Genomic DNA, 14,330 nt, shown 5'->3' with positions numbered 1-14,330 from the left:
CCCCTTTGCCCGCCCCCTTGTCCACATCCTCGTCAGTGCCACGTCTCGAAGGGCGAGGCGGGCAGACCCGCACCGCAGACGACGTTCGGAACAGGAGGAAGCGATGGCGACGAACGACACGGCCTGGACGCTCGAATCCGTCCAGCAACTCACCGCGATGGCGCGCGAGGGCATCCCCGTCTCGGTGATGAGCCTGAAGCTGCGTCGGCCGATCGAGACCGTGACGGCCAAGCTCAGCCAACTCGGCATCACACCCGTGCCCGAGCCTTGATTCGAAGGTCGAGAGCCGCCCGCACCTTTCGGTGCAGGCGGCTCTCGCGATTGCAAACCCTCACGGTCGGAGGCTGGAAGCTTACCAGGTGCCGGTGTTTTCCATCGAGGACCAGGGCTCCTGCGGCGGCTTGGCCGGTCCCTTCTGCAGCAGCTCGATCGAGATGCCGTCGGGGGACTTCACGAAGGCCATGTTGCCGTCGCGCGGCGGGCGGTTGATCGGGATTCCGGCAGCCTGCAGCTTGGCGCAGAAGGCGTAGATGTCATCGACCTCGTAAGCGAGATGCCCGAAGTTGCGGCCACCCGAATAGGTCTCGGGGTCCCAGTTATGGGTCAGCTCGATGACCGGGGCCTGGGTCTCCTTGGCGGTGCCGGCATCGTCGGGGGCCGCCAGGAAGACCAGGGTGAAGCGGCCTTTCTCGTTGTCGACGCGGCGCACCTCCTGAAGCCCGAAGGTGTTGACGTAGAAGTCGAGGGCGCGGTCGAGGTCGGCGACGCGGACCATGGTGTGAAGGAATCGCATGGGTTGGTGCTCTCCGAGGAATAGCGCCTATGTGGCCCCAGGTGGGTGCGCGTCAACGCGCCTGTCAGACGGCGCGTTGCGCCGGCGCCGCCCCGCCCGCACAGTGGCGTCGCAGCCGAAGGACCCCGCATGCGCACCGAAACGCCCATCCCGATCCGCCTGGAGGATTACCGCCCGAGCGACTACCTGATCGGGACGGTGGCTCTCGACGTGGCGCTCCACCCGAGCGCGACGACGGTGCGAGCTGAACTGACCCTCCATCCCAATCCGGCCGGGCGGCCCGGGGCGCCCCTGGTGCTCGATGGCGAGGACCTGACCCTCGTCGGCCTCGCCCTGGACGGCCAGCCCCTTCCGCCCGAGGCCTACAGCCTCACCCCGTCGAGCCTCACGCTGCCGCATCCCCCGGCCGGCCCGTTCACCCTCAGCATCGCCACACGGGTCGATCCCACGGCCAACACCAAGCTGATGGGGCTGTATCGCTCCAACGGCGTCTACTGCACCCAGTGCGAGGCCGACGGCTTCCGCCGGATCACCTATTTCCTCGACCGGCCGGACGTGATGGCGGTCTACACCACCCGGATCGAGGCCGACCGCGACGAGGCGCCGGTGCTCCTCGGCAACGGCAACCCGGTGGAGCGCGGCGAGGCCGGTCCCGGGCGCCACTTCGCGATCTGGCACGATCCGCACCCGAAGCCGGCCTATCTCTTCGCTCTCGTGGGCGGGCGCCTCGATCTGGTGCGGCGCCCCTTCACCACCAGCGAGGGCCGCATTGTCGAACTCGCCGTCTACGTCGAACCCGGCAAGGCCGACCGTGCCGATTACGCCCTCGACGCGGTCGCGCGCTCGATGGCCTGGGACGAGACCGCCTTCGGCCGCGCCTACGACCTCGACGTATTCAACGTCGTCGCCGTCTCCGACTTCAACATGGGAGCGATGGAGAACAAGGGCCTCAACATCTTCAACGACCGCTACGTGCTCGCCTCGCCCGAGACCGCGACGGATGCGGATTACGCGGCCATCGAGGCGATCATCGCGCACGAGTATTTCCACAACTGGACCGGCAATCGCATCACCTGCCGGGACTGGTTCCAGCTCTGCCTCAAGGAGGGCCTGACGGTCTTCCGCGACCAGGAATTCTCCTCCGACATGCGCTCGCGCGCCGTCCATCGCATTGGCGAGGTCCGTACCCTGCGCGCCCGGCAGTTCCCCGAGGATGCCGGTCCCCTCGCCCATCCGGTTCGGCCGAGGCAGTACACCGAGATCAACAACTTCTACACGGCCACGGTCTACGAGAAGGGCGCCGAGATCGTACGGATGCTGCGCACGCTCCTGGGCGCGCAAGCCTTCCGGGCCGGGATGGACCGCTACTTCACCGACAACGACGGCACGGCCGCCACGGTGGAGGATTTCCTCGCCGCTTTCGCGGCGACCTCCGGGCGCGATCTCAGCGCCTTTGCGCGCTGGTACGAACGCCCCGGCACGCCGCGCGTCGCGGTGCAGGCGCATTACGATCCGGAGGCCCGGACCTACCGCCTGGAGTTCCGGCAGAGCCTGCCGGGCGCGTCCGACAGCCCGCCCCTGGTGATTCCGATCCGGCTCGGCCTCGTCGGGCCGGACGGGCCCCTCGTCGCGGCGCGGAGCGACCGGATGGAGGACGGCGTGTTCGTGCTCGAACGGCACACCGACACCCTCGTCGTCACGAACGTCGGCGAACGCCCGGTGCCGTCGCTGTTCCGCGGCTTCTCCGCCCCGGTCCGGGTCGAGATCGAGATGACCGATGCCGATTCGCTGACCCTGTTGCGCCACGACCCGGATGCGTTCAACCGCTGGCAGGCGGCCCAGGGCGTGGCCATGCGCCTGCTGATCCAGGGATCGCGCTCGGGCACGGTCTCCGACGCCGGCGCCGAGGGCCTCGGCACCGCGCTCGCCGCCTTCCTCGACGCCGAGGCCCTGTCCGATCCGGCCTTCGCCGCCCTGATCCTCGCCCTGCCGAGCGAGGCCGACGTGGCCAACGAGATCGCGGCGGACATCGATCCGGACGCGATCCATCGGGCGCGCCATGCCCTGCGGCGGCACCTCGGAGCGTGCCTTCGCGACCGGCTCGCCGGCCTGCGCGAAGCGCTTGCCGAGCCGGCGGGCATGCCCTTCAGCCCCGATGCGGCGGCAGCCGGGCGGCGGGCGTTGCGCAACGCCGCCCTCGACCTGATGTCGGCGGCCGATCCCGAGGCCGCGACCGGTCTCGCCCTCGCCCAAATGGAGGCCGCCACCACGATGACCGATCGTCTCGCGGCCCTGGCGGTCCTGGCCCAGGTCTCCGGCCCGGCCCGCGAGGATGCGCTCGAGCGTTTCGCCACGGATTACCGGTCGGAGCCCCTGGTCCTCGACAAGTGGCTGGCGATCCAGGCGACGATTCCCGACGACGGCACGCCGGAGCGCATCCGCCGGCTCCAGGGTCATCCGGCCTTCACCATGACCAATCCCAACCGCGTCCGGTCCCTGATCGGTAGTTTCGGGATGGCAAATCCGACTCAGTTCAACCGGCCGGACGGCACCGGCTATGCTCTTGTAGCAGACGCGGTTCTGGCACTCGATTCGACCAACCCGCAGGTGGCCGCACGCCTGCTGACGGCTTTTGGATCGTGGCGGATGATGGAGCCGGAACGCCGCGACCGGGCAAAGGCCGCGCTTACGAAAATTCAGGGTGTTGCGGGTCTGTCACGGGACGTTTCGGACATCCTCCAGCGGACGCTTGCCGGCTAGCAAGTGTTTGGCGGGAATCAGTTTTTCAGACGGATCGGAGACGGATTTCCGCGCTTCGATTCGCGCGGGGAGTCAAGCGTGGCCGGAAAAAACGCGTGGACAAACCCCCGGCGGAAATGTTGAATCGTATACGATTCGGAACGCGGGTTGATCCGCGCTCCAGGCCAGACAATCCCAATTGCGGAGTTCGTTCATGCTGGAGGCGGATTCCGCTTCCCTCTCCGCGCGTGCGGATACGATTCTCGGCATCCACCGGCCCCAACACGCCGCGCATGTCCGGTTCGTCCGTGCGGAGACCTGGCTGCGCTTCGCCCTGCCGGCGCTGTTCGCCACATTTCTGATCTGCTTCGGCGCCGTGGCGGCCATGCTGCTCCAGGCGCAGCGGGCGGAGGTGATCCGCGCGGCGACCACCGACGTGGAGGCGGTGACCCGGCTCGCCGCGGCAGCCTTCGCGAACATCGACATCGACGGCGAGGCCAAGGCGAACGAGGCCCATCGCAATCTCGGCGCCCTGCTGCCGCCGGGCCTGCTCCATGCCGGGCGCCAAATCCTGCTGATTTCCCCCAACGACGTCATCGTGGCGGCGAATCCGCCCCTCCCCGGCCCGAGGCGGACGCTCACCGAGCATCTGGGCGAGATGCAGGCCCTCAGCACCCTCGGCGAGAGCGCCGGCGTGATGACCGTGACCCTGTCTGACGGTTCGGTGGTGATCGCGGCCCTGCGCAGCCTGCCTGGCGGGCGCGGCCAGGTGGCGGTGCTGCAACCTCTCACCGGCATCACCGCCGCCTGGACCCTGCGCATGCGCAACCAGGCGATCCTGCTCGGGGCCGCCGCCCTGGTGATCATCGGGACCGGCATCGCCTACGCCTTGCAGACACGCCGGGCCCACGCCGTCGACCGGGTCTGCGAGGAGATCAAGCAGCGCCTCGATACGGCCCTCGGGCGCGGCCGATGCGGCCTGTGGGACTGGGATATCCCACGTGGGCGCATCTACTGGTCGGATTCGATGTACGCCCTGCTGGGCTACCACCGCGAGCGGGAATTTCTCTCCTTCGGCGACGTCAACGCCCTCGTGCATCCCGACGACGGCGACCTCTACAGCCTCGCCCGGCACCTCGCCGCCAGCCAGTCGACCGTCGACCACGAGTTCCGGGTCCGCGGCGCCAACGGAAACTGGGTCTGGATGCGGATGCGGGCCGAGATCGTGCCCGATACCATCGACGGCGGCCGCCACCTCGTCGGCATCGCCCTCGACGTCACCGAGCAGCGCAACCTCGCCGAGCTGAACGCCACCGCCGACATGCGCCTGCGTGACGCCGTCGAGGCGATCTCCGAGGCCTTCGTGCTGTGGGATACCGGCAACCGCCTCGTCCTCTGCAACTCGAAATTCCGCCACCTGCACGCGCTCAGCTCCGAGGACGCCACGCCGGGCAAGCGCTACGCCGAGATCATGGGCCGGGGCGTGCTGCCCCCCGTGCGGCGGGAATTGCGCGACCTCGAGCCGAGCGGCGCCACCGCCCGCACCTTCGAGGCCGAACTGACCGACGGGCGCTGGCTCCAGATCAGCGAACGTCGCACCAAGGACGGCGGCTACGTCTCCGTCGGCACCGACATCACCAACCTGAAGCGCCACCAGGAACAGCTCGTCCAGTCGGAGCGCGAGCTGATCGAGACGGTGCGCGACCTCAAGCGCTCGCGCCGCACCCTCGAACTCCAGACCCAGCAGCTCGCCGATCTCGCGGAGCGCTACCTCGACCAGAAGGCCCAAGCCGAGGGCGCCAACCAGGCGAAGTCCGAGTTCCTGGCCAATATGAGCCACGAGCTGCGCACGCCGCTCAACGCCATCATGGGCTTCGCCGAGCTGATGGAGAGCGAGGTCTACGGTACCCTCGGCTCGCCGCGCTACACCGATTACTGCCGCGACATCCGGTCGAGCGGCGACTACCTGCTCTCGGTCATCGACGACATCCTCAACATGTCGCGCATCGAAGCGCAGACGGTGAAGCTCGCCCCACGCGAGATCGCGGTCGCGGGCGCCATCGAGGGCACCCTGAAGCTGGTCGGCGAGGCCGCCCGAGCGAAATCGCTGACCGTCAGCGTCGACGTGGTCGAGGCCTTGACGGTGCTGGCCGACGAGCGTGCCCTGCACCAGATCCTCACGAACCTCGTGCAGAACGCGGTGAAATTCACGCCAGCGGGCGACGGCCGGATCATCATCAAGGCGCGTCCCGCCGGCGACCACGTCCACATCTTCGTGGAGGATACCGGCATCGGCATCCCCAAGACCCACCTGAGCCGCCTCGGCGCGCCGTTCCAGCAGGTCGAGACCAATCTCACCCGCAGCCACAAGGGCTCCGGGCTCGGCCTTGCCATCGCACGCTCCATGGCTGAGCTGCACGGCGGCGGCCTGCGCATCCGCTCCCAGGAAGGTCTCGGCACCATCGTGCTGGTCCGGATGCCCATCCCGACGCCAGAGCACCTGCGGAGCCTGTCGATCGAAGCTGCCCAGGAGACCGTCGCCTCCCTGCGTGACGCGGCCGGTGCCACCGCCCGGCGCATGGAGCCCCAGGCCGAGCAGATCTGACCGCTGCGGTCGAGTGGGCGGATCAGTCCGCCGCGCCGGCACCGAGCAGACGGTCGAAGAGGGCGCGCACCTCGACGCGAGTCTCGTCCAGGGCCGCGACCAGTCGCGCCGCATCGGGCGCCCCCATCGCCACCGCCAGTCGCGACAGGGCCACCGGCGCGGCCTCGGCCGGATCGCCTTCGACCATCAGTCTCTGCCAGTGCAGGACATCGTCGAACTGGCGGTAGGCCTCCGCGAGACGGTCGGCGTCCGATCGTCGAAGCAGGCCGTGATCGGCCGCGCGGCTGAACACCGCGCAGGCCCCGAGTCCGATGAGATCCGGCGTCGCATGCGCCTGCCCGAGCACGAGGGCCTGGGCCAGGAAGTCGAGATCGAGCAGACCGCCGGGGGCGAGCTTGAGGTCGAGGGCCCCCCGATGACCCTTTTCCGCTTCCACGAGGCGGCGCATGTCCCGAACCGCGCGATGGACTTCGGCCGCCGGCCTCGGACGGCTCACGAGGGCGCGGATCTCCCCGTCGAGATCGCCCGTGAGGCTCGCATCGCCGACGATGACACGCGCCCGGGTCAGAGCCATGTGCTCCCAGAGTTCGGCGTCTTCGGCCTGATAGGTTCGGAAGCCGCGCCACTGCACGGCCACCGGTCCCTGACCACCGCCGGGCCGCAGGCGCAGGTCGACCTCATAAAGATGCCCGCGGCGGGTCGGCACCGTGAGGGCGGCGACGATGCGCTGGGCCAGGCGGTTGTAGGCCACCGCCGCGTCCAGAGGCCTCGGCCCGGCACTCATCCGGTCGGTGGAATCGAAATCATAGACCAGCACGAGATCGAGATCGGAATCGGCCGTGAGCTGGCGCGAGCCGAGCCGGCCGAGACCGAGGACCGCGAAGCGCCCCTGCGGCACCGCACCGTGCTCGGCGAAGAAGCCCGCGGAGACGCGCTCCACCGTGGCGGCGATCACCGCGTCGGCAATGCCCGCGAAGGCGCGACCGGCTTCTTCCGGAGAAAGGACGCCCGAGAGCAGGCGCGCGCCGGTGAGGAAGCGTAATTGGCGCGCCGCGTCGCGGCTCCGGTCCAGGAAATCCTCATGATCGGTCGGATTGCCCAGGCGCGCCCGGAACTGCGTCGTCAGGGCACCGGCATCCGTTTCGGCCTCGGCGAAATCGCGATCGATCACCGCATCGAGAACATGGGGGCTGAACGCCACGGTCTCGGCGAGGCGCGGGGCCGTACCGAGGAGATCGGCGAAGAGCAGCCGAAGTCGCTCGTTCGAGCGCAGGATCGTCAGGAGTTCGAGGGCCGCCGGCATCCGGGCGAAGGCCCGGTCGAGGGTGTCGAGGGCCGTATCGGGATGCGCCGTGCCACCGAGCGCCTGCATCAGGGCCGGGACCAGCTCCGTCAGCACTTCGCGCGCGCGCGGCGTGCGCACGGCGGGGCGCCGCCCGAAATGCCAGCCGCGCACGGTCTCCACCGCGCGCTCGGGCTCGCGAAAGCCGAGTTTGCGCAGGGTCGCGAGGGTGGCCGGGTCGTCTCCCGTCCCGCTGAAGACGAGATCGCCCACGTCGGAGGAAAGGTCGGGCTCAGCCTCGAACAGCAGCGCGTAATGGCCCTGGACCCGGCGGGCATGGTGAAGCAGCGCCGCCTCGAAAGCCTCGCGCGTCGCGAAACCGGCGAAGCGGGCGAACCGGTCGAGTTCGTCGGTGTCGGCGGGCAGGCGCTGGGTCTGCTCGTCCCGCAGCATCTGGAGCCGGTGCTCGATGGTGCGTAGGAAGTCGTAGGCCGCCGTGAGATCGTCGCGGGCGGTCGCGTCGATCCAGCCGTCCCGGGTCAGGCCGTCGAGCATCGCGACGGTGCGACGGCCGCGCAGCTCGGGCCTGCGCCCGCCGAAGACCAGTTGCTGGGTCTGGACGAAGAACTCGATCTCCCGGATGCCGCCGCGCCCGAGCTTGATGTCGTGGCCCGCCACCGCGATCGTGTCGTGGCCGCGCACGGCATGGATCTGGCGCTTCATCGCGTGCACGTCGGCGATGGAGGCGAAGTCGAAATACTTGCGCCAGACGAAGGGGCGCAGATTGGCCAGGAAGGTCTCGCCCGCCGGGATATCGCCCGCGATGGCGCGCGCCTTGATGTAGGCGGCTCGCTCCCAATTCTGCCCGAGATTCTCGTAATAGACGTAAGCCGCGTTCAGCGAGAGCGCCGCCGGCGTCGAACCGGGGTCCGGACGCAGGCGATAATCGACGCGGTGGACGTAGCCGTCGGCGGTCCGCTCCTGCAGCAGCTTGGCCATGCCCTGCGCCAGCTTGGTGAAGAACGGCGTCGGCGGCAGGTCCGCCTTGAGGGGCGCCACCTCAGGATCGAAGAACACCACGAGGTCGATGTCGCTGGAATAATTAAGCTCGCCCGCGCCGTGCTTGCCGAGCGCCAGGACGATGAGGCCCGAGCCCACTTGCGGATCGTCCGGATCGCGCGGCAGGAAACGCCCCGCCGCCGCGGCCTGCAGCAGCATCGCGTCGGCCGCGGCCAGGACCGAGGCATCGGCGAAGTCGGACAGGGCCTGGGTCACGTTCGCCAGGGGCCACAGACCGCCGATATCGCAGAGCGCCACCAGCAGGGCATGCTCCGCCCGGTTCCGCCGCAAGGCCTTCGCGACGGCGTCGAGATCGCCGCTCCGCCCCGCCACCCGCTGGCGCGCCACGATCGCCGCGAGGGACGCATCGGGCTCCGCCTCGACCAGGGCGGCGAAGCGGTCCGGCTCCCGCAGCACGAGTTGCCAGAGGAACGGCGCGTGGTCGGCCAGTCCCGCCAGCAGCGCCCGTAAGGGGGCATCGAGGCACCCGGCTGGAAGCGTGGACTCCAGTTCGGCCAGCCGAGCGGCCGCACTTTCGGGATCGGACAGCACCGGCGCGGCCGTAAGACGCGCCCGAAGGGTGCCCTTCGGCGTGCTGGCCCCCTGCGACATGCCCTATCCTCCCGCGTCTCCTGCCGGCAGGGTTATCACGACCGAAAGGCCGGGGGCATGGTCTTCGAGGGCCAATGTCCCCTGATGCAGACGCACCACCGCGTTGACGAGGCTGAGGCCGAGACCGAATCCGGGTTGCGAGCGGGCCTCTTCCAGGCGGACGAAGCGGTCGAGCACCCGCCCCCGTGCGTCGGAGGGGATCCCGGGTCCCGAATCCGAAACGCTGAGGCGCAGGGTGTCGCCGGTCCGAACGGCCGACACGCGGATCTCGCCGTCCGGACCTCCGTACTTGACGGCATTGTCGACCAGGTTCGCTACGGCCTGACCGACCAGTTCGCGGCTGCCCCGCAGGGTCAGCGGGTCGCCTTCGGTCACCACCACGAGGGCGAGCCCGTGCTCCGAGGCCAGGGGCTCGTACAGCTCCGCCACCGCCTGCACCACCGCACCGACGTCGAAGACCTGGAACTCCTCGCGGGCGCTCGCGCCTTCGAGGCGGGCGATCATCAGGAGGGCGTTGAAGACCCGGATCAGGCCGTCGCTCTCCTCGATCACGCCCTCCAAAGCGGTACGCAGCGCCTCGGGCGACTCGGCGCTGCGCAAAGCCTCCTCGGCCCGGTTGCGCAGGCGGGTCAGCGGGGTCTTCAGGTCATGGGCGATGTTGTCGGAGACGTCGCGCAGGCCCCGCATCAGTTCGCCGATTCGCTCCAGCATCGCGTTGAGATTGCGCGCGAGGCGATCGAGTTCGTCGCCGTTGCCCGCCACCGCGAGGCGTCCGTCGAGGTCGCCGGCCATGATCCGGCGGGTGGTCTCCGTCATGGCATCGACCCGCTTCAGCACGCGGCTGGCGATGAACCAGGCGCCTACCACGCCGAGCAGCACGACGAGACCCACCGAGGAGCCGAAGGTCCGCCCGATGACGGAGCGCAGGCGGTCGCGCTCCTCGACGTCGCGCCCGACCAGGAGCCGGAAACCGCCCGGCAGCACGAAGATCTGCATGATGGCGCGGTGATCGAGGATCTGCGATCCCCCGTTGCGGGCGTAGTCGGCTTCCGTCTGCCCCGGATCGACGATGAGACCGGTCGGAAGCGCCGCGATGTTGCCGACGAGGCGCTCGCCGGCCGCGTTGGTGACGAGGTAGAGGGAGGCCCCGGGTTCGCCGGCCCGGCGCTCCACCGCGGCGATCAGTCGGCGCAGGCCCCCGACCTTGTACTGCTCGGACAGGCCGTTGATCTCGGCCTCGATGGTAGAGACCATCTGGTCGTCGAGGACCCGGCTCGCATTCCAGGCCACGTAGCCCAGAGCCGCCAGCGCGCAGGTGGCGAACACCAGCAGGTAGGCGACGGAGAGCTTGAAGGCCGTGGTGCGGAACAGGTTGCGCAGGCGCCCGCCGGGGGCGTCGTCGAACGTCGTCACGGCGCCGTGCCGTGCCCGCGCACCTCGTCGACCCGCAGCACGTAGCCGGTCCCGCGCACGGTGTGGATGATCGGGTGCTCGAAATCCTTGTCGACCTTGGCGCGAAGGCGCGAGACATGCACGTCGATGACGTTGGTCTGCGGATCGAAATGATAGTCCCAGACATGCTCCAGCAGCATCGTCCGGGTCACCACCTGGCCGGCATGGCGCATGAGGTATTCGAGCAGGCGGAATTCGCGCGGTTGCAGCACGATCTCCTGTCCGGCCCGGGTGACGCGATGGGACAGGCGGTCGAGTTCGAGATCGCCGACCCGGTAGGCCGTCGCCTCCGCCGCCGCGCCCGAACCGGCCCGGCGCCGGGCCAGCACCTCGGTTCGGGCGAGCAGTTCGGAGAAGGCGTAGGGTTTGGGCAGGTAGTCGTCGCCGCCGGCGCGAAGGCCCTTCACGCGGTCGTCCACCTGGCCCAGGGCAGAGAGGATGAGGACGGAGGTGGTCACCCCCTGCTCGCGCAGGGAGCGGATGAGGGACAGGCCGTCGAGCTTGGGCAGCATGCGATCGACGATGAGCACGTCGTAATCGCCCTCCTGCGCCATGGCGTAGCCATCGAGGCCATCGGAGGCATGGTCCGCGATGTGGCCGGCTTCCCGGAAGGCCTTGACCAGGTACGCGACCGCCTCGCGGTCGTCCTCGATGATGAGCAGACGCATGGGACGGAGTGATAGGGGCTCGCCCGGGATTACGAAACCGCCTTGTCCGGTCACGTTCATGCTGCGCCCTCCGTCCGCGATCGAAGACCGGGACGGTAGGAGCGCAACCGTTGCGCGAGGCTGGCGGCAACATGACGCTTTGGTCATGTGCGGACCTGAAGGCGGATGAGACGGACGGCCGGAGGACGCCGCGTCCTACTGCGGGCGCGGGCCCGGGGCGGAGGCGCCGTCGCGGGCGGACAGCCGCTCGCGGGCCCAGCGGCGCAGCAGATCTTCCTCGTAGCCGAAGCTGCCGGTGGCCGCTGCGCCGCGCGCGCCGAACAGGAAGTTGATGTCGGTCAGGCGCTCCTCGCCGGAAGCGATCCGTCTTTTCCCGCGGCGCAGATCGTAGCGCAGGCGGATGGCGGGCGGCGTCACATCGCTGACCACGCGCAGGCCGGAGGGGATGTTGAGGTCCGGCCGCACGAATCCGGCCCGGTCGATGTCGAGGACGTCGACGACGAGCGTGTCGTCCGGTCCCATCACCCGGAGGGCGGACGCCTCGATGATCCGGCGGATCTCGGCCAACGTTCCGCGCAAGGCCGGTCCCGAACCGTACCGGTCGTCGGCATCGGTGTAGCGCTCCGGTGCCACGAAACGGACCGTGACTCGGGCTTGCGCGGGGGTAGCCGAAGCGGGACCCGCGAGGCTGAGGCTCGGAAGGGCGAGCCCCATGAAACCGAGACCGCCGACGGCAACCAGCATCGCCAGTCTGGCCCGTCCGCCGGCAGCCATCTCAGTATCCCTTCTTCACCTGCGCGAGGGCGCGCGTCAGACCCTCGGCGATCACCTCGCGCTCCGGGGGCGAGGCGTCGCGCGCCACCACGACGAATTCCCGACGCGATTCGAGGGTGAGGCTCTGCATGCCGTACTCCTCGTCCTCGACCCGGGTCAGCTTGGTCCAGAGGGGATTGAAGCGCCATTCCCGCCGCTCGCCACGATGGGTGACGCGGGCGAGCATCACTTCGATCGGGGTGATCACCACTTCCTCGAAGGAGCGTCCGCGCCGGAAGCTGGCCTTCAGGGCGACATACAGGGCGATCATGTCGAGTCCGAAGAACCCGGCCACAGGCCAGAAGCCCGCCCGCACGCAGGCGATCGAGGTCACGAGGGAAACGGCGCAACACAGGCCCATCACGATGCGGAAGCCGTCGGGGCCGAGCGACTGGTGCGGCCGGATGGTGGCCTGGAACACGGGCCGATCCATGCTGTCGGGATCGAGGCCGTCCGGATGCCGGCCGATCCGTGGAACGTGATGATTGCCGCTCGCCATGCAGGGAATATAACGCGCAGATGCCGAGCCGACAGCCGACTAGACCCCGGAAATCATCGATCTCCGCGCGCCTCGCCGCGCCGATCGTCGCAGCGGTACCCGCAACGCCCGAACCGGTGGGACCCGAGACGGTCACGGAGATCTTTTCGCGGTTGCGCGCCGCCAACCCAGAACCGCGGGCGGAATTGGAGTTCCAGAACCCCTTCACCCTGCTGGTAGCCGTGGTGCTCTCGGCGCAGGCGACGGATCGCAGCGTCAACCTCGCCACCGCGCCGCTCTTCGCCATCGCGGACACCCCGGAGGCGATGCTGGCCCTGGGTGAGGAGCGTGTGCGGGACTTCATCCGCACCATCGGGCTGTTCAACACCAAGGCGAAGAACGTGATCGCGCTGTCGCGCCTCCTGGTGGAGCGCCATGGCGGACAGGTGCCCCGCGACCGCGCGGCGCTGGAGGTGCTGCCGGGAGTCGGCACCAAGACCGCGAGCGTCGTGCGCAACGTCGCCTTCGGCGAGGAGACGATCGCGGTGGATACCCACATCTTCCGGGTCTCGAACCGCATCCCCCTGGTGGTCGCGCCCACCACCGACAAGGTCCAGGCCGGACTGGAGGCGATCGTGCCAGCGCCCTACCGGCTGAACGCCCATCATTGGTTGATTCTGTTCGGACGTTACATCTGCAAGGCGCGCAAGCCCGAGTGCTATCGCTGTCCGATCGCCGACCTGTGCCGATTCCCGGCCAAGACACCGGCTCCCTCGGCACCGGCTCCCCCGACGCCATCAGCCTGACGCTCCGATCGGCCGCGCGCGAAAAGCCTCCGATCGCTCGCCCGGCTCTCCCCAGGCGGCATGGGACCCATCCGGCCAACGCGTTGTGCTGCCAGCTTGCTTCGGGTAGTTTGCGCCACGGTCGCGGAGGCTTTCGACGTACGACGTGTCTCTCGGCCCGGCCTCTCTCTCTGGCCGCCACGCCGCGGATTCCGCATCGTTCGCTCGCAAGGAGTCACGGCCCATGGACTTCCTCAAACCACGGTACACGCCTATGAACCGCCGCCGTCGCATCTACGAGGGCAAGGCGAAGGTCCTCTACGAGGGTCCCGAGCCGGGAACGCTCATCCAGCACTTCAAGGATGATGCCACCGCCTTCAACGCGCAGAAGCATGACGTCATCGACGGCAAGGGCGTGCTGAACAACCGGATTTCCGAGTTCGTCTTCCAGCATCTCAACGACATCGGCGTACCCACGCACTTCATCCGCCGCCTCAACATGCGCGAGCAGCTGATCCGCGAAGTCGAGATCATTCCGCTCGAAGTGGTGGTGCGCAACGTCGCCGCCGGCTCGCTCGCCACGCGCCTCGGCCTCGAGGAAGGCACGCAGCTGCCGCGCTCGATCATCGAGTTCTACTACAAGAACGACGCGCTCAACGATCCGATGGTGTCGGAAGAGCACATCACCGCCTTCGGCTGGGCGACGCCCCAGGAGATCGACGACATCATGGCCCTGGCCATCCGGGTCAACGACTTCCTGTCCGGGCTCTTCCTCGGCGTCGGCATCCGTCTGGTCGACTTCAAGATCGAGACCGGCCGCCTGTGGGAAGGCGATATGATGCGCATCGTCGTCGCCGACGAGATCTCCCCGGATTCCTGCCGCCTGTGGGACATCAAGTCGTCGGACAAGCTCGACAAGGACCGTTTCCGCAAGGATCTCGGTGGCCTGATCGAGGCCTATACCGAGGTCGCCAAGCGTCTTGGTATCATGTCCGAGAACGAGAAGGTCCAGACCGGCGGCCCGCGCCTGGTCCAGTAGGCCCG

General features: G+C 68.9%; 11 protein-coding genes. 5 read left to right on the top strand and 6 right to left on the bottom strand.

The window, feature by feature from the left end; genetic code table 11:
• The first annotated feature begins 103 nt into the window (after positions 1-103).
• Positions 104-271 (top strand): hypothetical protein, encoded by a 168-nt coding sequence (locus J7U37_RS12615; RefSeq protein ID WP_200935899.1) that lies wholly within the window; start codon positions 104-106, stop codon positions 269-271.
• An 81-nt stretch (positions 272-352) separates the two neighbouring features.
• Here the strand turns inward: J7U37_RS12615 and gloA are convergent, their stop codons facing one another.
• A complete protein-coding gene (gene gloA, locus J7U37_RS12610; RefSeq protein WP_247635935.1) occupies positions 353-793 on the bottom strand; it encodes a lactoylglutathione lyase in 441 nt (146 codons plus the stop codon).
• Between the two features lie 129 nt (positions 794-922).
• Here gloA and pepN point away from each other — a divergent pair, with 129 nt between their 5' ends.
• Complete coding sequence (gene pepN, locus J7U37_RS12605) at positions 923-3,553, top strand: aminopeptidase N (protein ID WP_247635934.1); 2,631 nt, start codon at positions 923-925, stop codon at positions 3,551-3,553.
• Between the two features lie 193 nt (positions 3,554-3,746).
• The gene (locus J7U37_RS12600; RefSeq protein ID WP_247635933.1) at positions 3,747-6,137 is read left to right on the top strand and encodes an ATP-binding protein; all 2,391 of its coding nucleotides are present in this window, start codon (positions 3,747-3,749) and stop codon (positions 6,135-6,137) included.
• Between the two features lie 22 nt (positions 6,138-6,159).
• Here the strand turns inward: J7U37_RS12600 and J7U37_RS12595 are convergent, their stop codons facing one another.
• The 5 genes from J7U37_RS12595 to J7U37_RS12575 all read right to left on the bottom strand — a co-directional run bounded on the left by J7U37_RS12595 (position 6,160) and on the right by J7U37_RS12575 (position 12,522).
• On the bottom strand, positions 6,160-9,090 hold the full coding sequence (locus tag J7U37_RS12595; protein ID WP_247635932.1) for a bifunctional [glutamine synthetase] adenylyltransferase/[glutamine synthetase]-adenylyl-L-tyrosine phosphorylase: 2,931 nt from the start codon (positions 9,088-9,090) through the stop codon (positions 6,160-6,162).
• 3 nt (positions 9,091-9,093) lie between these two features.
• On the bottom strand, positions 9,094-10,503 hold the full coding sequence (locus J7U37_RS12590) for an ATP-binding protein (RefSeq protein ID WP_247635931.1): 1,410 nt from the start codon (positions 10,501-10,503) through the stop codon (positions 9,094-9,096).
• On the bottom strand, positions 10,500-11,210 hold the full coding sequence (locus tag J7U37_RS12585; RefSeq protein WP_247635940.1) for a response regulator transcription factor: 711 nt from the start codon (positions 11,208-11,210) through the stop codon (positions 10,500-10,502). The genes J7U37_RS12590 and J7U37_RS12585 overlap by 4 nt, the downstream gene beginning before the upstream one ends.
• A 195-nt stretch (positions 11,211-11,405) precedes the next feature.
• On the bottom strand, positions 11,406-11,984 hold the full coding sequence (locus tag J7U37_RS12580) for a DUF3016 domain-containing protein (protein ID WP_247635930.1): 579 nt from the start codon (positions 11,982-11,984) through the stop codon (positions 11,406-11,408).
• A gap of 1 nt (position 11,985) precedes the next feature.
• Positions 11,986-12,522, bottom strand: coding sequence for a DUF2244 domain-containing protein (locus tag J7U37_RS12575; protein WP_056486426.1), 537 nt, complete (start codon positions 12,520-12,522; stop codon positions 11,986-11,988).
• Between the two features lie 20 nt (positions 12,523-12,542).
• Here J7U37_RS12575 and nth point away from each other — a divergent pair, with 20 nt between their 5' ends.
• Both nth and purC read left to right on the top strand, forming a co-directional pair.
• Complete coding sequence (gene nth, locus J7U37_RS12570) at positions 12,543-13,307, top strand: endonuclease III (RefSeq protein ID WP_247635929.1); 765 nt, start codon at positions 12,543-12,545, stop codon at positions 13,305-13,307.
• A gap of 223 nt (positions 13,308-13,530) precedes the next feature.
• Positions 13,531-14,325, top strand: a complete 795-nt coding sequence (gene purC / locus J7U37_RS12565) for a phosphoribosylaminoimidazolesuccinocarboxamide synthase (RefSeq protein WP_055955211.1) — start codon at positions 13,531-13,533, stop codon at positions 14,323-14,325.
• The last annotated feature ends 5 nt before the right edge of the window (positions 14,326-14,330 follow it).

The organism is Methylobacterium sp. 37f, from assembly GCF_023093475.1.
Lineage (GTDB): Bacteria > Pseudomonadota > Alphaproteobacteria > Rhizobiales > Beijerinckiaceae > Methylobacterium.
Note: the sequence above shows the minus strand (reverse complement) of the source record. Positions and strands in the feature narration are given on the sequence as shown.